A 20,068-nucleotide genomic window follows, 5' to 3' on the forward strand; every position below is an offset into this window, starting at 1 on the left:
TCCTTCCGTGCGTGAGCACGGCTGTCCCGGGGTGCATGATCGTTTGAGGCGGAGGTTGGTGGGGCTTGGGGAGCACGCTGCGTGCACTCGACCGGGACGACGAGGCCGGCGAGGCCGCGCACCTCCGTCGATCGTTGCCCTGACGTACCGTCGATGATGGCGGCCGGTGTCTTGCGGCCCGGCCGCCATCCCCTGACCGCAAGCAGGGACGTGGCGATGACCCAGGCATTCGCCGGCGAACTCCGTCGGCTCCGTGAACGATCCGGGCTGTCCTACCGGCAGCTCAGCGCGCTCTCCACCGTCAGCAGCAGCCAGATCAGCGACCTCGAAAAAAGCCGGCGCCGACCGACCCGGGAGATCGCCGCAGCACTCGACACCGCCCTCAACGCCCACGGCCGGCTCACCGCGGCAATCCGCACCCCGGCACCCGAGGATGTCGAAGGCGAGCTGGAGGCGGTCGAGTTTGAGCAGCGCGCCCTCGCGTCCGACGTCACCGACACCGTGCTCGCCCGCGTCGAGCGTGCCGCCGACAAGATGGCGATGGCGTACGCGACCACCCCACCCGCCGAGCTGATCCCGAAAGTTCGCCGATACCTGCGCATGGTCGACCAGCTCCTCGACGGACGCAAAACTCTGCGGCAGCACCGGCGGATACTGGTGACCGGCGGCTGGCTGTCGCTGCTGCGAGCGACCCTGCACATCGACCTTCAGCAGCGGGCCGCAGCCGACGCCCACCTGGAGACCGCGACTGCGCTCGCCGACCAGGCCGGGCATCCGGAGATCGCCGCCTGGTGCCTGGAGACGCAGGCCTGGGATGCGCTGACCAGCGGCGACTACCGGCGGGCGGTGGACCTGTCCCGGCACGCGCAAGAGCTGGCGCCACCGGGTGGGTCGGCGATCGTGCAGGCGACCGCTCAGGAAGGTCGGGCGTGGGCGCGTCTCGGTGACCAGGTGGCGACCCGGGACGCGCTGCGCCGGGTGGAGTCGATGGCCGAGCGTCGCCCAGTGCCGGAGCATCCGGAGCACCACTACCAGTACGACCCCGGCAAGATGCACAGCTATACCGCGACCACCCTGGCATGGGCGGGTGATCCGGCCGCCGAGCGGGTGGCCAGGGAGGTCATCGCCGAGCTGGAGGCCGAGGGCGCGCGGCCGCGCCGGATCGCGTCGGCCCGCCTCGACCTCGGCATGGCGTTGCTGGCAGGCGACAAGCCGCGGCCGGATGAGGCCGCCGGTGAGGCGCGGGTCGCGATCCGGTCCGGCCGCGTCGTGCCGTCGAATTGGTGGCGCGTCGACGAGCTGGTGGCCGGCGTCGAGGGATCCGGGCTGCCGGACGCTGGTGATTTGCGCGAAGAGGTGACCGCCGCAAGGCCTGCGGACAAGGACTGACTGTCCGCAAGGCTGCGGACGCTGGCGTGCTGTCTGCGGACAGTGATGCCCTCCACATTGCGCCACCGCCAGGTGACGATCAGGTCAGCGGCGGCGGGTGCCCGCTTTTCACAACACGGCCCGTCGTCGCGTCCCGTTCCGGCGGCGAGCAGGTCGATGGAATACCCCCGCTCGCAGCCGGTCTCATAGCTCGGGTGCGGAGGCGGCATGGCGAACCACACGATCACGGCGGCGGACACGCTGGCCCGGCACCTACGGCGGCTGAAGGCCGAGCGGCTCGGCTGGCCGGCCGGGGTGCTTGAGACGTGCGAGCAGACCGAGCCGCTACATCCGGGCTGGCGGATCACCTGGGACGTGAAACACGAGCTGTTCGACGCGGTCCACACTGTCCGGCATCTGTCGTACCGCTGGGTGCGTTCACAGTCGATCGAGGACCTGGTCGAGAAGATGGTTCAGGCCGACCTGCGGGCGTTCGAGTACCGGACCGAGTGTGAGCTGCTCGCGCCGCACGGCTGGAGGGGCTGAGGTGCCAGGACTGATCGAGGTCAAGTCCGGCAATCAGCTGATCGGCTACGTCCAGGAAGGCGTCATCGACGGCACCACCCGGTGGCGCAGCTGGCGACCCGAGGACCTGCACCGCGAGAACAGCGTGCACCAATCGCCGGCGCCGATCGGTGTGCACCAGGACCAGGAGCAGGCCGAGGGTTACCTGCGTCAGCTGAAGGACCACGCCGACCGCGTGACGGGCGTGACGAGCCGGTCGCGGCTCACGCGCAACGCGTTCTGAGCTGCTCTCCGCCCTCGGGTCGCTTCATCGACTCGGGGGCAGCTCTGCGATCCAGGCGAGGACCTCGTCCGCGTACCAGACGGCCCCGCCGCCCGCGAGGGTCGCCCAGCGTACCGTTGATGACGCGGCCCGCACCCTTCGGCCGGATCCTCGCCTGGGCGACCTCAATCCACGAGATGGTCCATTTTATACATCTGGCTGGGCCTTCTCAGTTTCATCGGCGATCCCACCTCGAAAGACAGTGACCGTCATCGTTACATCGGAGCGCTCCCATTTCAAGAATGTTACGAAGTGTCCCGCACTGACGGGGGTGGCGGGTCAGGCGTTGGGATTAACCGGATCGAGCGGTAGTCGTGGGAACAGAATTGCCCGGCGGTCTCGTCAGGTGTCAACTTTGCTGGTGCGCTCAGACATCATCACGGAACGTGACCTGGACGCCGGGCTCGCTACCGTCAGGTTTTCCGGGACGCTGAGCTCGGAGACGGCTGGGCTGCTGAACGCGGCCGTCGGCCGGGCCGCCGCGGAGTGCCCGGCGGCCGTGGTCGTGGACCTGTCGGAGCTGCACCCTGTGGCCGGGCCCGCGGTCAGCGTTCTTCCGGCGCTGACCCGGCACGCCAGCCGGACCTGGGGCGTGCCGGTGCTGCTCTGCGGAGCGGCCGCCGAGATCGTCCGGGAACTCGGCTCGCAGCGTGGCTCGGTCGCGCTCTACGACCGCCGTGACGACGCGGTGCTGGCGGTTCGTGCCGGTGTCCCGCGCTGGGCGTGCGAGCACCTGTCGCCGGTGCCGGAAAGCGTCGCGGTGGCGCGCCGAGTCGTCGGGGATTCGTGCGAGGCCTGGGGGCTGGGACAGCTGCGCGACCGGGCCTGCCTGGTCGTGTCGGAGCTGGCCACCAACGCGATCCAACACGCCGGCGCCGGGTTCGGGGTGATGGTCTCCGGTACGCCGGTGTTCCTGCGCATCGGCGTACGCGATGAGAGCCCGGCGCCGCCCCGGATCACCAACCTGCCCGGGACGTCGGGCGCGATCGTGCCGGCGGGCAGCGGCCGGGGCCTGCGCATCGTCGCCGGGCTGGCGTCGCACTGGGGCTGCACCGCGCTGAGCACCGGCAAGATCGTGTGGGCGCTGCTGCGGATCTCGCCCGCCTGAGCCGTCGCTCCGAGCCTTCGCGCGTCTGAACCCCCGCCTGCCCGAGCCGAGATCCGGAACCGGCGGGATCGCGTCGTGCCCTGGACTGCCGGAGCGGCCCGTGAAAGATTGACTGAAACCGATTCTTTGCGGGGAGGTCGGGATGGTGGTCGGAGTATGGCTGATCGGCGCCCGTGGCTCGGTGGCGGTGACCAGCGTCGTCGGAGCTCTTGCGGTGCGAGCCGGGCTTGCCGAGCCGGTCGGGATGGTCACCGAGGCGTTGCCGCTTCGGGATGCGGCGCTGCCGTCGCTGTCCGATCTGGTGTTCGGCGGGCATGACATCACCGCTGTTCCGCTGGGGAAGAAAGCCGAGTCGCTCGCCGCGGCAGGTGTGCTGCCGGCGGGGATCGTCGCGTCGCTCGGCGCCGAAATCGTTGCCCAGGAACGCGAGGTCCAGCCGCTGCCGGTGGGGGAGACCCAGTGGGCGACGGCCGGATTGATCGCCGCGGACATCGTTCGGTTCCGGGAGCGGCACGGCCTCGAAAGGGTCGTGGTGATCAACGTGTCGTCGACCGAACCGGCCGTTTCTGATCACCCGTCGCACGCTTCGACGGCATTGCTCGACCAGGCACTCCAGAGTGACGAGCAGGTGTTACCGGCCAGTGCGCTCGCCGCGTACGCCGCCTTCCGGGCCGGTTGCGCTTTCGTTGACTTCACCCCGTCGACGGGGGCACGGCTGCCGGCGCTGGAGGATTTTGCCGCCCGCGAAGGGCTGCCCTATGCGGGCCGGGACGGGAAGACCGGTGAGACGCTGGTGAAGTCCGTGCTGGCGCCGATGTTCGCGATGCGCAACCTGCGGGTGCGGTCCTGGTCGGGCACGAACCTGCTCGGTGGCGGTGACGGCGCGAACCTGGCCGACCCGGCCGCGAATGCCGCGAAGGCCGGCAGCAAGCAGCGCGTTCTCAAGGAGACGCTCGGATATCAGCCGCAGGGACACAGCCTCATCGAGTACGTCGACGACATCGGCGACTTCAAGACGGCATGGGATCTGATCACGTTCACCGGGTTCCTCGGTGCCGGCATGCGGATGGAATTCAGCTGGCACGGGTGTGATTCGGCGCTGGCCGCTCCGCTCGTACTGGATCTGGCCCGTCTTGTCGCTGCGGCACATGCGTCGGGGCGCAGCGGGCCGCTGACCGAGCTCGCGTTCTTCTTCAAGGATCCGCTCGGCGAGGTTCCGCACGGGCTGGCCGACCAGTGGGCGCTGCTGAGCGGGTTCGCCCGGGAGCTGCCCGATGCCTGAGCCAGCGTGGCCTCGGTGGCGGGATCTGGCTGAGCTGATTCGGGCTCCGGCGGCGCTCTCGGTACCCGGGGACGCTGTTGCCGGAGCTGCGGCGGCCGGCCGGCTCGGGCCGCGTACCGGTGGGCTGGCCGCTGCCTCGGTGTGTCTCTACTGGGCCGGGATGGCCGCCAACGACTGGGCTGACCGGGAGCTTGACGCCGTGGAACGCCCTGAGCGGCCCATCCCGTCGGGGCGGGTCAGTCCGGCGCAGGCTCTCGCGGTGGCGGCCGGGCTGACCGTGGCCGGGGTCGGCATCGCCGCTCTCGTCGGTGGGCGGCGTGCCGCGGCCGTGGCGGTACCGCTCGCCGGCTCGGTCTGGGTTTATGACCTGTGGGCCAAGAACACCGCCGCCGGCCCGCCGATGATGGCTGTCTGTCGTGGACTCGATGTGCTGCTCGGGGCGAGCGGCGGACGGATCCGGTCAGCGGTTCCTGCGGCACTGACGATGGCCGCGCACACCGGCGTCGTGACCATGCTGTCGCAGCGCGAGGTCACCGGTGGCGGCAAAGGGCTCCCACTGTCCACATTGGCCGCAACAGTGGCTCTGGCCGGCACGGCGGCCAGAGGACCGGAAAGATCGGCCGGCACGGCGGCCAGAGGACCGGAAAGATCGGCCGGCACTGCGGCCAGAGGACCGGAAAGATCGGCCGGCGCCGCAGCGAGTCTCGCGCTCGCTGCCTGGTACGCCGTGTGGTTCGGATCAGCTCAGATCAAGGCCGCGGCGGAGCCGTCCGCGCAGCGGATCCGGGCAGCGGTGGGCGCGGGGATCACCGGGATGCCGCCGCTGCAGGGCGCGCTGACCGCGCGGGCCGGGGCGCCGATCACCGCGATCGCGCTCGCCGCCGCCGCGCCGCTCGCGAAACGCCTCGCGAAGGTGGTGTCGCCGACATGAGCCGGGCGAGGTTCGGATATGGGACCAACGGGTTCGGCAACCATCGATTGCCCGAGGCGCTGCGGGTCATTGCCGATCTTGGGTACGAAGGTGTCGCGCTGACGCTGGACACGAACCATCTCGATCCGTTCGCCCCGGATCTCGCCCGTCGCACCGCCGACGTCGCCGCCGATCTGGAGCGGCTCGGGCTGGCTGTAGTGATCGAGACCGGAGCGCGTTATCTGCTCGACCCGTGGCACAAGCATTCGCCGACATTCATGCACGACGATCCGGAACTGCGGCTGGACTACCTGCGCCGGGCCGTGGACATCGGCGCTGAACTGGGTGCGGAAGCCGTTTCGTTCTGGGCCGGGACCGCTCCGTCCGGCATCAACGACGAATGGGACCGACTGGTCCGGGGCTGCGCCGCCATCGTCGAGCACGCCACCGCACGGGGTGTGACGCTGGGCTTCGAGCCAGAGCCGGGCATGCTCGTCGAGGACCTGGCCGGGTGGCGGCGGCTGCATGCTGATCTTGGTGAGCCGGTTGCGTTCGGGCTGACCCTGGATATCGGGCACTGTCGCTGCCTGGAGCCGCTGCCCGTACCGGAATCGGTGATCGAGGCCGGGCCGTACCTGGTCAACGTGCAGATCGACGACATGCGGCGTGGGGTGCACGAGCACCTGGAGTTCGGCGAGGGGGAGATCGACTTCCCGCCGGTGCTGGCGGCGCTGGCGGCGACCGGCTATCGCGGGCTGGTCGCCGTGGAATTGCCCCGGCATTCGCACGCGGGCCCGGCGGTGGCGGCCCGATCCCTTGAATTCTTGAGGAAGGCGGCCGGATGACCCCCAGCGAATTGCGCGACGCTCTTGGCGCCAACAGCTGGCTCGACGAGGCGATCGGCCGTATTCGTAAGGATCCGGCTGCGATCGGCGGGCTTTTCCCGGCGGCCGGCCGGCGCTGCGGGCGTGGATCGGTCGCGCCGGGATGGACGGCGGACGAGGCCGCGCGGGCATTGATGCTGGTCGAGGCGCCCGTGGAGGCGGAGACCCTTTATCGGTACGGCGACGCGGACGAGAAACGGGCCGTGCTCAGGGCAATGCCATTGCTGGCGGGGCACGACGACATGGTTTCGGTGCTGAACGACGCCTTGCGTACGAATGACACCCGGCTCGTGGCCGCCGCGCTCGGACCGTGCGCGACCGTCCTCGATGCTGCCGCATGGCGGCAGGGGGTCCTCAAATGTGTCTTCATGGGCATTCCGCTGACCGCCGTGCACGGGTTGCGCGAGCGGGCGGATGCCGAACTCGCTGACATGTTGCGGGCGTTCGCCCGTGAAAGAGAAGCGGCCGGGCGGGAGGTGCCGGCCGACGCCCGAGAATTGCTGGACCAGTTGGGGGCCTGATGCGCATCTTCGACCCGCACATCCACATGACGTCCCGTACGACCGACGATTACGAACGGATGGCCGCGGCCGGAGTCCGCGCCATTGTCGAGCCGGCGTTCTGGCTCGGCCAGCCACGCACCGGACCGGCGTCCTTCACCGACTATTTCGATGCGCTGATCGGCTGGGAACCGTTCCGCGCGAGCCAATTCGGCATCCGGCATCACGCGACGATCGCGCTCAATCCGAAAGAGGCGAACGATCCGCGCTGCCGGCCGGTGCTCGACCTGCTGCCGCGCTATCTGGCGAAGGACGGCGTGGTAGCGGTCGGCGAGATCGGGTACGACTCGATGACCGCCGCCGAGGACGAGGTGTTCGCCGCGCAGCTCGCCCTGGCCATCGAGCACGAGCTGCCCGCGCTGGTGCACACCCCGCACCGGGACAAGGCGCGCGGTACCGAACGCAGCATCGCTGTGGTCACCGAGTCCGGAATTGATCCCTCGCGAGTGGTGCTCGACCACCTCAACGAGCTCACCGTCGCGGCCGCGCTCGACGCCGGCCTGTGGGCCGGGTTCTCGATCTACCCGGACACCAAGATGTCGCCGTCCCGGATGGTCACCATCCTTCATGAGTACGGACTGGAGCGCGTCCTGATCAACTCGGCCGCCGACTGGGGGCGCTCCGACCCGCTGCTCACCGTCCGCACCGCCGAGGAAATGCTCGCAGGCGGATTCACCAAGGACGATGTTGACAAGGTGCTGTGGCGTAATCCGGTCGCGTTCTTCAACCAATCCGGGCGGCTCGACCTGGCCGGCCGGAATGCTTCGGAAGCGACGTTCGCCGGCAACTCGATCCTGCGCGGAGGAAGCTGACGATGCATCTCAGCTACTGCACGAACGTGCACCCGGCCGAGGACCTCGACGGCATCATCGGGCAGCTCGACACGTACGCGGTGCGGATCCGCGCCCACCTCGACGCCGACGTCCTCGGGCTCGGGCTGTGGCTGGCGGCGCCGGTCGCCTCCGCGCTCGCCGAATCGGTGGAGTTGCGCCGGAGGCTGCGGCGGGAACTCCATGTCCGCGGGCTCGAAGTGGTGACGCTGAATGGTTTTCCGTACGCCGCTTTTCAGGCGCCGGTCGTGAAGAACGCCGTTTATCACCCCGACTGGACCACGCCGGACCGGCTGCAGTACACATTGGATCTCGCCCGGATTCTCGGGGATCTGTTGCCGGACAACGCGGCGCGTGGCTCGATCTCCACCCTGCCGCTGGCCTGGCGCACACCGTGGGACGCCACCTACGCGGGCACCGCCGCCCGGCGGCTCGACGGCCTCGCCAAAGGGCTCGCCGAGATCTCCGACGTGGCGGGGCGGCCGATCAGAGTCGGACTCGAGCCCGAGCCGGGCTGTGTCGTGGAAACCACCGCCCAGGCCGTCGAACAGGTTTCCCGGCTGGACAACGAGTGGATCGGCGTCTGCCTCGACCTGGCCCACCTGGCCTGTGCCTGGGAGGACCCGGCCGATGCGGTCGGCCGGCTGCGGTCGGCCGGGATCCCGATCGTGAAGGTGCAGATCTCGGCGGCGCTCGAAGCGAGCTCGTTTTCGGACGTGCTCCACGACTATGTCGAGCCCCGATTCCTGCACCAGACCCGCAGCGCCGCCGGCCTCTCCGCTGATGATCTCGACGAGGCCATCGAACTGAACTTTCCCGGCCCGTGGCGGATCCACTACCACGTACCTCTGCATGCCGCCCCGGCCGCGCCGCTCACCTCGACAGTGGCTGTCACCCGCGCCGCAGTCCGGGAGCTGTTGCCCGAATGTGATCACTTCGACGTGGAGACGTACACCTGGGGTGTGCTGCCGCCGGCGCAGCGGCCGCGCGACGACGCCGAGCTGGCCGCAGGCATCGCCGCCGAGCTCGCGTTCGCCCGCGATCTGATTGAGGAGGCCGGTGCATGACTCGTCTCGTCGTGCTCGACATCGTCGGGCTCACCCCGCGCCTGCTCGCGCACATGCCGCGCCTGCGCGCGGTCGCCGACCGCGGATTTCAAGCACCCTTGGGTACGGTCCTGCCGGCTGTCACCTGTTCGGTGCAATCGACGTTCCTCACTGGGGAAACGCCGGCCGGACACGGCATCGTCGGCAACGGATGGTATTTCCGTGAACTCGGCGAAGTGTTTCTCTGGCGGCAGCACAACGGCCTGGTCGGCGGCGAGAAGATCTGGGACGCGCTGCGCAAACGGCGGCCCGGCAGCACGGTCGCGAACGTCTGCTGGTGGTACGCCATGGGCGCCGATGTGGACTGGACGATCACGCCCCGGCCGATCTATCACGCCGATGGGCGTAAGGATCCGGACTGCTACACGTTCCCGCCGTCGCTGCATGACGCTTTCGACACGTTCCCGCTGTTCACCTATTGGGGGCCGGGTGCCGGGCTGGCGTCGTCGAAATGGATTTGCGAAGCCGCCACCAAAGTCATGGCCGTGCACGATCCTGATCTCACCCTGGTCTATGTGCCGCACCTCGATTACGACCTGCAGAGATTCGGCCCGTCGGCACCGCAGGCGGTGGCGGCGGCCGTGGAGCTGGACGCGATCCTGGGCCCGTTGCTGGATGCGGCCTTCGCTCGGGACGCGACCGTCGTGGTGCTGTCCGAGTACGGCATCACCGACGTGAGCCGGCCCGTCGACATCAACCGGGTGCTGCGCTCGGAAGGCTTGCTGACCGTCTACACCCAGGCCGGGATGGAGTACCTCGACCCGTGGACGTCGCGGGCTTTCGCGGTGGCCGACCACCAGATCGCGCACGTCTACGTCCGGTCGCCCCGCGACGTCGCCGAGGTCGCCAAGATCTGTGCGGCGGTGCCCGGTGTCGACCAGGTCCTGGACGCGGCGGGCCAGGCTCCTTACGGCATCGACCACCCCCGGTCCGGTGAGCTGGTGCTGATCAGTGAGCCGGACGCGTGGTTCACGTACTACTACTGGCTTGATGACGCGGCGGCCCCGGATTTCGCCCGGAACGTCGAGATCCACCGCAAGCCGGGATACGACCCGGCCGAACTGTTCTTCGACCCGGCCGCTCCGGCGGCGGCCAAGCGGCGGGCGGGGATGGCGCTGGCCCGCAAGAAGCTCGGCATGCGGTACTCGATGAACGTGGTCGGGCTGGACGCGGGCGCCCGGTCGGTGCGGGGGTCGCACGGCCGGCTGCCGTCGTCCCCGGACGATGCGCCGGTGCTGTTGTGCTCGTCGCCGGACGCGGCCCGGTCCTCGATAGCCGCGACCGAGGTGAAGGACTTCCTGCTGGACCTCGCCACATAGGACACTCGGAGATCGGGTTGCGCACGGGGCGGTAAGTATTGACTGTGGGCCATAGGTTGGCGGGGTGAACATTCGGTATCTGTTGCACAACGCGTATGGGGTCGGCGGGACGATCCGGACGGTCTTCAATCAGGCCAACGCGTTGTGTGAGCGGCATGATGTGGAGATCGCCAGCGTCTATCGGGGTGGGGAGTCGCCGGCATTGCCGCTTGACCCTCGGGTGCGGCTGGTCTGTCTCAATGAGCTGCGGGAAGACGGCACCAAGTTCAAGGCCGACGGCCGGCGGCGGGTGTGGCGTAAGGCGCGGATGTTCGCCACCCGGCTGCCGCACGGGCGGGATTTCCGGTACAAGCGCTGGGATCCGGTCGTCGACCTCAAGGTCGTTCGATACATGCGGGCGCAGCCCCGTGGGTCGGTGCTGATCACCACGAGGCCCGCTCTCAACCTGTTGTCCGCCTGGGCCGGGCCGCGAGGGGCGATCCGGATCGGACAGGACCATCTGAACTTCGGTAGCTACAAGCCGGGTCTGCAGAGGGAGATCGTGCGGGCCTATCCGCGGCTCGACGCCGTGACCGTGCTGACTCACGCGGACCTGGCGTCCTATCAGGAGGCGCTCGGGGACCGGGTTCGGATCGAGCGTGTTCCGAACGGTATTCCGCCTCGTTCAGGCGTACCCACGGATGAGCGTGCCCCCATCGTTGCCGCCGCCGGGCGGCTGATCCGGCAGAAGGGTTTTGATCTTCTGATTGAGGCCTTTGTCGATGTTCATGCGGCACATCCGGGGTGGGAGCTGCACATATTCGGTGCGGGTAAGTGGCAGGCGAAGCTGGCCGGCATGATCGAGGAGCGAGGGCTCGGTGATGTGGTGCGGCTGCGGGGGATCAGCCGGAACCTGGACGGCGAGCTGGCGAAAGCGTCGATCTTCGTGTTGAGCTCGCGCAAGGAAGGGCTGCCGATGGTGCTGCTCGAGGCGATGAGCATTGGTCTGCCGGTGGTGTCGTTCGACTGCCCGACCGGTCCGGCGGACGTGGTGGACGACGGCGTGAACGGGCTGCTGGTGCCGGCCGAGGACGTCGCTGGTCTGGCCGATGGGCTGTCGCGGCTGATCGAGAACGGTCACGAGCGGGAGACGATGGGCAAGGCCGGGCGGATCACAGCTGCTCAGTACGAGTCGCCGGTCATCGCCGAACAGTGGGAGAGGTTGTTCGGCGACCTGCACTAACAAAAAGCTATTTATCGCGACATGTCCAGCTCACCGAACCGTCGACCGCGTCCCGGGCAGCCCGCCCGGTCCCGTTGTCGCCAGCTTCGTGAACGTCCATTCGCCGCTGCCGTCGTCGTTGATGACCGCCTTGCTGCTCGTGCTGTCCGGCCAGGTGGGGTAGATGACGTTGTCGACGGCGATGCTCGGGCTCGAACCGGGCGCGACGAGGCGATCCTTCGCGAAGGCGCCCGGGCCGGTGTAGTCGTCGATCCACATCTTGATGGTGACCTTCTTACCGGCGACGTCGCCGTCGAGCAGGCCGGGGCTCATGAACAGGGCCGTGCCGGGGACGGGTTCCGGGCGTTGAACGATCAGCGTGGGGTGGCGGCCGCGCTGTCGAATCTGTCAGCGACTGATCGGCGGCGCGGCCGGTATGAACCGCCCCGGTCAGCGATGCGGGAAGCGCTGGAGATCTACACCGAGTTGGGGATCATCGAGGGTCAGCTGGACGCGATCGAGGGGCTCGCGCAGCTCGACGTGCTGGACGGGGATCCGGCCGGTGGTCTGGGGCTGCTCGTGCTCGCCGACCGGGAACAGGCGGAGTCGGCGGCGCGAGCGGCGCTGGACAGACCCGCGGTGGCCGAGGTCTATCGCGTTTTTGGGAAGAGGACTCTGACCGAGACCGTGGAACAGCTGCTCAGAGGTGCTGGTGAAGGAAACGGGCGGCCGCGTCGGCCGCCTGGGTGACGTACGGCTCCGCGTCGTAAAGGTCGATGTGCTGGCCGGCGTCGAGCCACAGCAGTTCCTTCGGGCCGGACGCCTGGTCGTGCGCGGCCTGGGCCAGCTCCGGTGCGCAGTAGTCGTCGGTGCGTCCGTGAACGATCAGCAGCGGGGTGTCGCCGAGCACCGGAGCGGCGCCGAGCGCGTCGAGGGTCATCAGCGAGTGCAGCGAGCCGTAGGTGACCCGGTTCTCCCAGTTCGCCGCCGTGCCGCGGTTGGTGCCGTAGTAGGCGTACGGCTCGTCGCCGCCCATGGCGGCCTCGCCACCGTTCGGCGCGACCGCCGGCAGCTCCTCGTCGTACCGGTCGATGAACGAGGTGATCGCCTGGCGGTACCCGGCCGGGTTGCCGGCGCTGAACCGGACCGGGCTGTTGTAGGCGCCGGCGATGCCGACAACCGCGCGCAGGCGGGGGTCGGTCGCTGCGGCTTTCAAGGCGTAACCGCCGCCGAGGCAGACGCCGACGACACCGATCCGATCGGTGTGCTGCGCCAGCAGGCCGACAGCGGACCGCAGGTCGGACAGTTTGCCCTGACTGTCCTCGTGGGCACGGCGGCCGCCGCTCTCGCCGAAGCCACGGTGGTCGAAGGCGAGGGTGGTGATGCCGCGTGCGGCGAGCCGTTCCGCGTAGACCGCGACGACCTGCTCCTTCACGCCGGTGAACGGTCCGGTGAGGACGACGGCGGGGTTCGAGGAACCGGCGGCCGTGAGGTTCCCGGCCAGGGTGACGCCGTCGGCGGTGAATGTGACACGCTCGGGCATTCGAGGGCTCCTTTCGACGTCTATCGTTGGACGAGACGTTAGGACGCAGCACCGCGCATTGGTAGAAGGCACTTTCTGGTGCCCTTCGGAGGTTGGTTCATGGCGCTTGTCATTCCGGACGTGCTTGAGGAGAGTTGCGCCACCCGGCAGGCTTTGGAACGGCTCGCGTCGAAATGGCGGGTGCTGCTCGTCTACGCGCTGCTCGCCGGTCCCGCACGCCATGCTGACCTGCGCAGACGGGTGGCCGGCATCTCGCAGAAAGTGCTCACCGAGACGTTGCGCGACATGGAGGCCGACGGACTTGTGGAACGGCGGGTGCTCAAGGAGCGGCCGCCGCAGCACGTCGAATACGCGCTGACGGCACTCGGCAAGACGTTGCAGGAGCCGCTCGCCGCTATCTGCGCGTGGGCTCTGGAATCAGGCGTCGCAGAGCAGTCACAGCCTCACGACCAGCGCGGTTAGCGCCGATGGTGGACTGCGACGGGCCGTACCCGATGAGGTGGATCCGCGGCTCGGCCGCGACCTGGGTTCCGCGCATCGGGATGCCACCGAGCGGCCCTCGCAGTTTCAGCGGCTCCAGATGGGCGAGCGCGGCGCGGAAGCCGGTGGCCCAGAGGATCGTGTCGACCTCGGTGAGGGTGCCGTCCGCTTCGCGGACGCCTGCCGGTTCGATCGCGGTGAACATGGGCTTTCTTTCCAGGGCGCCGCGTTCTCGCGCGGCGCGGGCGTAACTGGTCCAACCCAGACCTGTGTACGAGACAACGCTGCTGCTCGGCCGCCCCGCCTCGACGTCGGCGATCACCTTCGCGATGGTGGCGCGGCCCTCCTGCTCGGGCCGGAACTCGTCGATGAAGACCGGTTCGCGCCGGGTGTACCAGAACGTGGTGGCACTTCGGGAGATCTCCTCCAGCTGCTGGATCGCGGAGATGCCGCCGCCGACGATCGCGACGCGCTGCCCGGCGAAATCGCCGGCGTCGATGTATTCGTGGGTGTGCAACTGACGGCCGCGGAACGTCTCCGCTCCGGGGTACGCCGGGAGCAGCGGGTTCGTCCAGGTGCCGGTCGCGTTGATCACGGCGTTGGTGAGCCAGGTGCCGCGGTCGGTGGTGACGAGAAGGTCGGCGCCGGCGCGCTCGACGGTTCGCACCTGCACCGGGCGCAGGATCGGCAGGTCGAAGGCGCGCTCGTACGCGGCGAAGTACCGGGGGATCGCGGTGCTGCTGGACTCGGCCGGGTCGACGGCGGGTTTCGGAAGGCCGGGCAGGTCGAAGATCCCGTTGACGGTCTCCATGGTCAGCGAGGCCCAGCGGTGTTGCCACGCGCCGCCGGGGCTCGCGTCGGCGTCGAGCACGACGAAGTCGAAGCCGCGGCGCTGAAGGTGGTAGGCGGCCGAAAGCCCGGCCTGACCGCCACCGATGACGGTCACCGTGGTGCGCTGTTCCATGGTAATCTCCTCGCCGCCTTGTTTCGTCAAACAAGTAGCGCCGAGTGATCATTCCTGGATCAGGCCGGGATCAGCTTCTGGCCGCGGAGCCAGCGTTCGGTGCGGGACATGCCCTCGGACAGGTCGACCTTGGGCTCGTAACCCAGCATCCGCTGTGCCTTCTCGATCGAGTAGGTGCCGGACCGGGCGAAGTACCTCATCGAGATGGCGTTGAACTCGGTGGGGCCGGTCAACCCGAATGCTCGTCCGGCCGCTGCCGCCACTGCCACCGCTGCCGGTGTCGGCAGACAGAGGGGGCCGCGTTTGCCCAGCATGCGGTAGTAATGGGCGAAGAACTCCCGGCAGGTCACGCCCTCGCCGCCGGTCAGGGTGAAGATGTGGCCGGCCGCGCCGCCTTCCGACGTGAGCAGCACTCCGGAGACCAGGTCGTCGATGTGGACCGGGCTGAAGATTCCGTTGCCCCTCGCCGGCAGCAGGAACTGGTTCTTTCTGATCAGTTCCAGGGGCATCAGCGTCCACGGCCGTGAACCCGGGCCGTAGACGTCACCCGGCCGGACGATCGTCACGTCGATCTCGCCGGCGGCGTGGGCCTGCAGCGCCACCTGCTCGGAGGCGATCTTCGTGTCCACGTACGGGTTGCCGTCCGGGCGTACCGGGTGGGACTCGGTGACGCCGTCGGGGAATCCGAGGTCGGAGAAGGCCCGGATCGACGAGAAGTGGACGAAGCGGGTCGCGCCGCTGCGGACCGCCGCGTCCAGCGCGTTGCGGGTGCCGCCTACGTTGACTTTCCACTGGCCGGCCAGGCCCACCCCGTTGGAGACCACCGCCGCGGTGTGGATGAACAGGTCGGCGGTGGCCTGCTGCCAGGCACCCTCCGAGCTGACGTCGCCGGCGACGACACCGGGTGAGGCACGCAGGTCGACGCCGGAGACGGTGTGGCCTTCGGCGCGCAGCCTGGCGGCCAGGGCCCGCCCGATGAAACCGCTGGCGCCGGTGATGAAGACGCGCATCCCGCGAGTCTGTCACGCACGTCAATGCGTGTTTAGGCTCTCGGTCATGAGCTTCGAGGTCAGGGCGGACGCTTACGGCCGTTTCATGGGCAGATACTCCGAACCTCTCGCTGTGGAGTTCGCGGACATGGTTCGGCCTTTGCCGGGGCAGCGGGCGCTCGACGTCGGCTGTGGGACCGGGGCGCTCACGTCAGTTCTGGCCGATCGGCTCGGTGCGGAGTTCGTGTCGGCTGTCGATCCGTCGTCGTCGTTTGTCGCTGCCAGCCGGTCTCGGTTGCCGGGGGTCGACGTGCGGCCGGCGTCGGCGGAGCGGCTGCCGTTCGCCGACGAGTCGTTCGACCTGACGCTGGCTTCGCTTGTCGTGCATTTCATGACCGATCCGGTTGCCGGGATTCGGGAAATGGCGCGGGTTACGCGTACCCAAGGGGTGGTTGGCGCCTGCGTCTGGGATTACGCAGCCGGCGGCGGGCCGCTCACCGAGTTCTGGCAGGCGGTCCGGTCGATGGATCCGGCGGTCAGCGGGGAATCGGAGCTGGCCGGAGCGCGGGAAGGGCACCTCGCGGAACTGTTCGCCGAAGCCGGATTGCGGGACGTGGAGTCGGCGGTGATGAGCGTGACGGCTCGGTTCGAGGGTTTCGAGGATTGGTGGGAACCGTTCACGTTCGGGGTCGGGCCCGCCGGCGACTATGTGCGAGGGCTTGATGAGCGCGGGCGTGCGGAGTTGCGTTCCCGGTGCGCTTCGCTGCTGCCGGAGGATGGGCCCGTGCAGCTCAGCGCGGCGGCGTGGGTGGCGATCGGCCGGCCGGCTTCAGAGTGAAAGTTATGCGATGGGTCAATTCGTCATCGTCGAACCCGGCACCGAGGCCCGCGTTCCGCTCACCCTCGCGCCTGGTCACCGTCACCGATGAAAGACCCCACTTCGGTACGCGAGGACACGCCCAGTTTCCGCAGGATGTTCGACACGTGCACGGCTGCCGTCTTCGGCGAGATGTGCAGACGCCGAGCCAGTTCCGCGTTGGTCAGCCCCGCACCGATGAGCACCGCCACCTCCCGCTCGCGGGGTGTCAGCGCGGCCGGACCGGTGACCGCGGTGTCCACACCGACCGGGGCGAGACCGAGCTGGGCGCGGACGTGAGCGAGCTGTGCCACCCGCCAGCCACTCCACCCGGCCAGCAGTGAAGCGGCCGCCTCCACCTGCGCGGTCGCCTCCGCACGGCGGTCGCTCGCGAGCAGGCAGCGGGCGGCGCCGACGCGTACCGTGCCGCGCAACGCCGGACCGAGGATGTGCGCCTCGACGATGGACAGATAACCGGCCAGGGCCTCGGCGTGCCGGCCGTGCGCCTCCGCGACCTGGGCGTCGACAAGCGTCCGGAACGCGTCCCACACGTTGACGTCGAGCAGGTCGGCGGCCATCCGGTCGAGACGGCCGGCGGGCAGGCCGATCTCCAGCGCCGCCGAGATCAGGTCGTGGGCCTGCTCACCGCTGCGCCACGGCTGCTCGTCCAGCTCGGCGAACATCTGGTCCAGCGTCGACTCGGCACGGGCCAGGTCGCCGCAGCGGCAGGCCAGGTGGAACGCCAGGCCGGGAATGGTGTTCGGCGGGTTGTCCGGCAGTGCCGCCAGGTCGGTGATGATCGGCTCGACCCGGTCCAGCTCACCGGCCTCCAGGTAGAGCCCGGCCAGGAAGACACCGTGATAGTCGGCCCAGCGGCCTCGGCGCCGGTAGCTGAGATCCTGCTCGCGGCCCTCCTCCAGCGCCGTGATCGCGGCACGCAGATCGCCGGCCCGCAACGCCAGCCGGGCGCCGCCCTGGAAATACGTCGCCACGGCGAGGGACTCGAAACCGGCCCGCTCGGCGGCGGCCCGCATCCGTTCCAGGGTCTCGGCGTGCTCGGCCGGCGAGGTCGGCGGCACACCGTGCACCAGCGCGTTGAGAGCGCGGGCCGCGAGAACCCACTCGCCCGCCTTCTCCGCCTCGTCGACCAGCCCGGACAGGATGGTACGGCCGTCGGCGGCGGTCTGCGGGCGTTCGGCGAGCGTCGAACCCTTCTCGACAAGCGCGGCGAGGCGTACCGCCGGCAGGTCGAACTCGTCGGCGAGCGCGAGAGCGCGGTCGGACCAGAGCAGCGCGGTGTCGATGTCGTCGCGCAGGTACGCCGACTGGGCGATCGCAGTCATCGCCCGCGCCTGGTCGGCGCCGGGCGGCAGCTGCGCGATCAGCGTCTCGATGTCGTGGGTGAGGCCGCGCATGATGGCGGTCTCCCGGGTCTCCCACGCGAGCCGGACCAGCAGATAGAGCGACTCGGCCCGGTCGGTGCTGCTGCTCGCCAGGTCACGCCACTGCCGCGCGTGCCGCAGGGCGTCGTCGAGCAGCCCGGCCAGCCACGCGGCCTTGGCCGCCGACGCCAGCAGTTCGGTGTCGTCGGGCACCTCGTCGAGGCCCATCTCGGCCAGCTGCAGGGCCTGATAGGCGGACCCGATCGACAGATACAGCGCGGCGCCGCGACGGGCGGCGGCGACCAGGTCGTCGTACCGTCCGGCGCCTCGGGCGTGGTGCGCCACCATCGCCGGGTCGGCGCTCTCCCGCAGCAGCACGTCCAGCGCCGCCTCGTGCAGCCGCCGGCGCTGACGGCCCAGCATCTGGTCGGCGATCGCCTCCCGGACCAGGGCGTGCCGGAACGCGAACTCGTCCTCACCGGACTCGACGAGCACACCACGGGTCACCAGGTCGCGCAGCACCGCGATGAGCGCGTCCTCACCGGTGCCGGTCACGTCGGCGAGCAGGTCGAACGGGATGCGGTGACCCAGCACTGTCGCGGCCTCGACGATCCGGTGGCTGACCGGGTCCAGATCCTCGACCTGGCGGCGCAGGACATCGGCGAGGCTCCAGGGCAGGGGCTGTTCCACGAGGGCTTCGGCGTCGTACCCAGGGAGTGCGCGCAACAATTCCTCCAAGAAGAAGGGATTGCCGCCGGTGCGGTGATGCAGCGCCGCAGCGGCGCGCAGCGGCGCGGGCGAGCCGGTCGCGGCAGCCAGCATGGCCGCGGTCTGCGAAGGTGTCAGACGATCCAGCCGTACGTGGGTGACGGCATGCCGGCGCTCCATCTGGGCCAGCAGGCCGGCGACGGGCTGGCGGCGGGTCACCTCGTCCGGGCGGTAGGTGCCGATGAGCAGGCGTGGCCCGCGCCCTTCGGCGATCCGCTCGAACAGCGCGGCGCTCTCCGAGTCGGCCCAGTGCAGGTCCTCGAAGACGACGACGGCGGGGGAGTCGCCGATCATCGCGTTCAGAATGGCGAGGCCGGTGTGCAGGCGCTCGACCGGGCTGCGTCGCGGGTCGGCGAGCGCTTGAAGCTGGTCCTCCTGTGTTGCCGCTGGTGTTGCCGCTGGTGTCGCCGCTGGTGTTGCCTCTGGCGTTGCCGATCTCCGGTTGCCGTCGATGGCGTCGAGCAGCACCTCGTAGGGGCGGGACAGCGAACCGGGCTCGGCGTGCCCGACCAGCACCACGGTGCCGGCCGGCAGGCCCGCCAGCAGCTCCTGGACCAGGCGAGTCTTGCCGATGCCCGGCTCGCCCGCGATGATCGCGACGGCCGGCTCATGCGCGGCAGCGAGCTGCGCCAATCGACGCAGCTCGCTCTCCCGCCCGATCATCACCGGGCTGGCACCACCGCGGAGGGTTCGCACGACGCCAGGGTACCGGTGGGCTGTCCGCGGACCGGCTTCTCGGTCCGGCGAGGCCGCGCCCTCAGCGCACGGGCCAGAAGCCGGCCCCGGTCGGCCTCCGCGATCAGCTCCCGCTGACGATCGTGTACGAGTTCGAGCAGCATGTCCGGGTGCATCATCATGACGTTCTCTCCTGTGTCCGGTGTTCCGTTGATGTATCCATCGTCGGACTTCCGGAGAGTCGTCACATCGGCAGCGTCTACCTATCTTCGCAGCTCAGAGGTGCCTAGGAGGGGTATCTAGGCGGCCTAGGCATACCTAGTTACCGTTGCGATCGGGGTCCGGCTGGCAATCGTCAGCCGCACGTCCTCGCGCGCCCCGCCTTGCCCCCCGCTTCCGATCTTGTGGACTTCCCCGAACCGTTTGCGGGAACTCCACAAGATCGGGAAAGCAGGGCCGGTCGATTGCGGGTGCGGTGAGCGCCTCCGGGCAACGCCCTAGGGTGGCTGACCGATGTGATCGTCTTTTGGGTGCCTACCGAGGCTGATAAGCAGGCGCTCGTGCAGGACGAGGGTTCGCCGTTCTTCACCACCGCGCATTTCAACGGGCATCTGTCGGTGCTGGTGCGGGCCAGCCGGATCGGTGAGTTCTCGCGGGCGGAGCCGGCCGAGGTCATTCAGGACGCGTGGCTGTCCCGGGCGTCGGCTCGGCGGGCGGCGATCTGGCTGGCCGGCCATTGATACGGTCCGCGGATGGCGGCAAACTCTGGGCGGTTGTTCGCGGTCGCGGCTGTTCTCTTCGGGTTGAGCGGCTTTCTGCTCTACACGCTGGTGCTCGGTGAGCCTTATCTGGAGCCGGACAGCAATGCCGTCGTGGAGCAGGCGGTGGCTATCGGGCTTCCTGCGCTTGCGGGGGTGCTCGTGGCGGCGCTGGCATTTCGGCGGGCCCGCCGGCAGTCCTGATCGGCCGGCGGACGTCGTCTCTTGACCCCATTGC

At 69.4% G+C, this 20,068-nt stretch carries 23 protein-coding genes; 17 read left to right on the top strand and 6 right to left on the bottom strand.

Annotated elements, in window-relative coordinates; all coding sequences use genetic code 11:
- Window positions 1–216: 216 nt before the first annotated feature.
- The 12 genes from ACQP2E_RS16355 (at window position 217) to ACQP2E_RS16410 (ending at window position 11,436) form a co-directional block, all read left to right on the top strand.
- Window positions 217–1,389 carry a helix-turn-helix domain-containing protein gene (locus tag ACQP2E_RS16355; RefSeq protein WP_433832523.1) on the top strand — a complete coding sequence of 391 codons (1,173 nt, stop codon included), beginning with the start codon at window positions 217–219 and terminating at the stop codon, window positions 1,387–1,389.
- A gap of 207 nt (window positions 1,390–1,596) precedes the next feature.
- On the top strand, window positions 1,597–1,914 hold the full coding sequence (locus ACQP2E_RS16360; protein ID WP_433832525.1) for a hypothetical protein: 318 nt from the start codon (window positions 1,597–1,599) through the stop codon (window positions 1,912–1,914).
- 1 nt (window position 1,915) lies between these two features.
- A complete protein-coding gene (locus ACQP2E_RS16365; protein WP_433832527.1) occupies window positions 1,916–2,176 on the top strand; it encodes a hypothetical protein in 261 nt (86 codons plus the stop codon).
- A 400-nt stretch (window positions 2,177–2,576) separates the two neighbouring features.
- A complete protein-coding gene (locus ACQP2E_RS16370) occupies window positions 2,577–3,323 on the top strand; it encodes an ATP-binding protein (protein ID WP_433832529.1) in 747 nt (248 codons plus the stop codon).
- Window positions 3,324–3,465: 142 nt separating this feature from the next.
- Window positions 3,466–4,605 (top strand): inositol-3-phosphate synthase, encoded by a 1,140-nt coding sequence (locus tag ACQP2E_RS16375; RefSeq protein WP_433832531.1) that lies wholly within the window; start codon window positions 3,466–3,468, stop codon window positions 4,603–4,605.
- On the top strand, window positions 4,598–5,536 hold the full coding sequence (locus ACQP2E_RS16380) for an SCO3242 family prenyltransferase (protein ID WP_433832533.1): 939 nt from the start codon (window positions 4,598–4,600) through the stop codon (window positions 5,534–5,536). The genes ACQP2E_RS16375 and ACQP2E_RS16380 overlap by 8 nt, the downstream gene beginning before the upstream one ends.
- Window positions 5,533–6,360: a sugar phosphate isomerase/epimerase family protein gene (locus ACQP2E_RS16385; RefSeq protein ID WP_433832535.1), complete on the top strand. Its 828-nt coding sequence runs from the start codon at window positions 5,533–5,535 to the stop codon at window positions 6,358–6,360. The genes ACQP2E_RS16380 and ACQP2E_RS16385 overlap by 4 nt, the downstream gene beginning before the upstream one ends.
- The gene (locus ACQP2E_RS16390; protein ID WP_433832537.1) at window positions 6,357–6,920 is read left to right on the top strand and encodes an EboA domain-containing protein; all 564 of its coding nucleotides are present in this window, start codon (window positions 6,357–6,359) and stop codon (window positions 6,918–6,920) included. Before ACQP2E_RS16385 ends, ACQP2E_RS16390 begins: the two co-directional genes overlap by 4 nt.
- Window positions 6,920–7,771, top strand: coding sequence for a TatD family hydrolase (locus ACQP2E_RS16395; protein ID WP_433832539.1), 852 nt, complete (start codon window positions 6,920–6,922; stop codon window positions 7,769–7,771). Before ACQP2E_RS16390 ends, ACQP2E_RS16395 begins: the two co-directional genes overlap by 1 nt.
- Window positions 7,772–7,773: 2 nt before the next feature.
- The gene (gene eboE, locus ACQP2E_RS16400; RefSeq protein WP_433832541.1) at window positions 7,774–8,856 is read left to right on the top strand and encodes a metabolite traffic protein EboE; all 1,083 of its coding nucleotides are present in this window, start codon (window positions 7,774–7,776) and stop codon (window positions 8,854–8,856) included.
- On the top strand, window positions 8,853–10,214 hold the full coding sequence (locus tag ACQP2E_RS16405; protein WP_433832543.1) for an alkaline phosphatase family protein: 1,362 nt from the start codon (window positions 8,853–8,855) through the stop codon (window positions 10,212–10,214). Before eboE ends, ACQP2E_RS16405 begins: the two co-directional genes overlap by 4 nt.
- Window positions 10,215–10,278: 64 nt before the next feature.
- Window positions 10,279–11,436 carry a glycosyltransferase family 4 protein gene (locus tag ACQP2E_RS16410; protein ID WP_433832545.1) on the top strand — a complete coding sequence of 386 codons (1,158 nt, stop codon included), beginning with the start codon at window positions 10,279–10,281 and terminating at the stop codon, window positions 11,434–11,436.
- Window positions 11,437–11,466: 30 nt separating this feature from the next.
- Here the strand turns inward: ACQP2E_RS16410 and ACQP2E_RS16415 are convergent, their stop codons facing one another.
- On the bottom strand, window positions 11,467–11,748 hold the full coding sequence (locus ACQP2E_RS16415) for a hypothetical protein (protein WP_433832547.1): 282 nt from the start codon (window positions 11,746–11,748) through the stop codon (window positions 11,467–11,469).
- A gap of 33 nt (window positions 11,749–11,781) precedes the next feature.
- On the opposite strand from ACQP2E_RS16415, the gene ACQP2E_RS16420 reads away from it, so the two are divergent.
- Window positions 11,782–12,165, top strand: a complete 384-nt coding sequence (locus tag ACQP2E_RS16420; protein ID WP_433832549.1) for a hypothetical protein — start codon at window positions 11,782–11,784, stop codon at window positions 12,163–12,165.
- On the opposite strand, the gene ACQP2E_RS16425 is transcribed toward ACQP2E_RS16420, so the two are convergent.
- A complete protein-coding gene (locus tag ACQP2E_RS16425; protein ID WP_433832551.1) occupies window positions 12,116–12,958 on the bottom strand; it encodes an alpha/beta hydrolase in 843 nt (280 codons plus the stop codon). The two genes, ACQP2E_RS16420 and ACQP2E_RS16425, sit on opposite strands and share 50 nt — an antisense overlap.
- Before the next feature lie 99 nt (window positions 12,959–13,057).
- Between ACQP2E_RS16425 and ACQP2E_RS16430 the strand changes: the two genes are divergently transcribed.
- Window positions 13,058–13,420 (top strand): winged helix-turn-helix transcriptional regulator, encoded by a 363-nt coding sequence (locus tag ACQP2E_RS16430; RefSeq protein WP_433832553.1) that lies wholly within the window; start codon window positions 13,058–13,060, stop codon window positions 13,418–13,420.
- Here ACQP2E_RS16430 and ACQP2E_RS16435 read toward each other — a convergent pair.
- Entirely contained in the window at window positions 13,353–14,402 is a 1,050-nt protein-coding gene (locus tag ACQP2E_RS16435; RefSeq protein WP_433832555.1) for an FAD-dependent oxidoreductase, read from the bottom strand. The two genes, ACQP2E_RS16430 and ACQP2E_RS16435, sit on opposite strands and share 68 nt — an antisense overlap.
- Before the next feature lie 59 nt (window positions 14,403–14,461).
- Window positions 14,462–15,412, bottom strand: coding sequence for an NAD-dependent epimerase/dehydratase family protein (locus tag ACQP2E_RS16440; RefSeq protein WP_433832557.1), 951 nt, complete (start codon window positions 15,410–15,412; stop codon window positions 14,462–14,464).
- 46 nt (window positions 15,413–15,458) lie between these two features.
- Here ACQP2E_RS16440 and ACQP2E_RS16445 point away from each other — a divergent pair, with 46 nt between their 5' ends.
- Window positions 15,459–16,229 carry a class I SAM-dependent methyltransferase gene (locus tag ACQP2E_RS16445; protein WP_433832559.1) on the top strand — a complete coding sequence of 257 codons (771 nt, stop codon included), beginning with the start codon at window positions 15,459–15,461 and terminating at the stop codon, window positions 16,227–16,229.
- Between the two features lie 59 nt (window positions 16,230–16,288).
- Here ACQP2E_RS16445 and ACQP2E_RS16450 read toward each other — a convergent pair whose 3' ends face one another.
- Together ACQP2E_RS16450 and ACQP2E_RS16455 are read right to left on the bottom strand one after the other, a co-directional pair.
- On the bottom strand, window positions 16,289–19,093 hold the full coding sequence (locus ACQP2E_RS16450; RefSeq protein WP_433832561.1) for an AAA family ATPase: 2,805 nt from the start codon (window positions 19,091–19,093) through the stop codon (window positions 16,289–16,291).
- Window positions 19,060–19,320: a hypothetical protein gene (locus tag ACQP2E_RS16455; RefSeq protein WP_433832563.1), complete on the bottom strand. Its 261-nt coding sequence runs from the start codon at window positions 19,318–19,320 to the stop codon at window positions 19,060–19,062. The genes ACQP2E_RS16450 and ACQP2E_RS16455 overlap by 34 nt, the downstream gene beginning before the upstream one ends.
- Window positions 19,321–19,602: 282 nt before the next feature.
- On the opposite strand from ACQP2E_RS16455, the gene ACQP2E_RS16460 reads away from it, so the two are divergent.
- Together ACQP2E_RS16460 and ACQP2E_RS16465 are read left to right on the top strand one after the other, a co-directional pair.
- Entirely contained in the window at window positions 19,603–19,812 is a 210-nt protein-coding gene (locus tag ACQP2E_RS16460) for a hypothetical protein (RefSeq protein WP_433832565.1), read from the top strand.
- Between the two features lie 12 nt (window positions 19,813–19,824).
- Window positions 19,825–20,034, top strand: a complete 210-nt coding sequence (locus tag ACQP2E_RS16465) for a hypothetical protein (protein WP_433832567.1) — start codon at window positions 19,825–19,827, stop codon at window positions 20,032–20,034.
- Window positions 20,035–20,068: the final 34 nt, after the last annotated feature.

The sequence above is a fragment of the Actinoplanes sp. CA-015351 genome (assembly GCF_050955685.1).
In the GTDB taxonomy this organism is placed as follows: Bacteria; Actinomycetota; Actinomycetes; order Mycobacteriales; family Micromonosporaceae; genus Actinoplanes.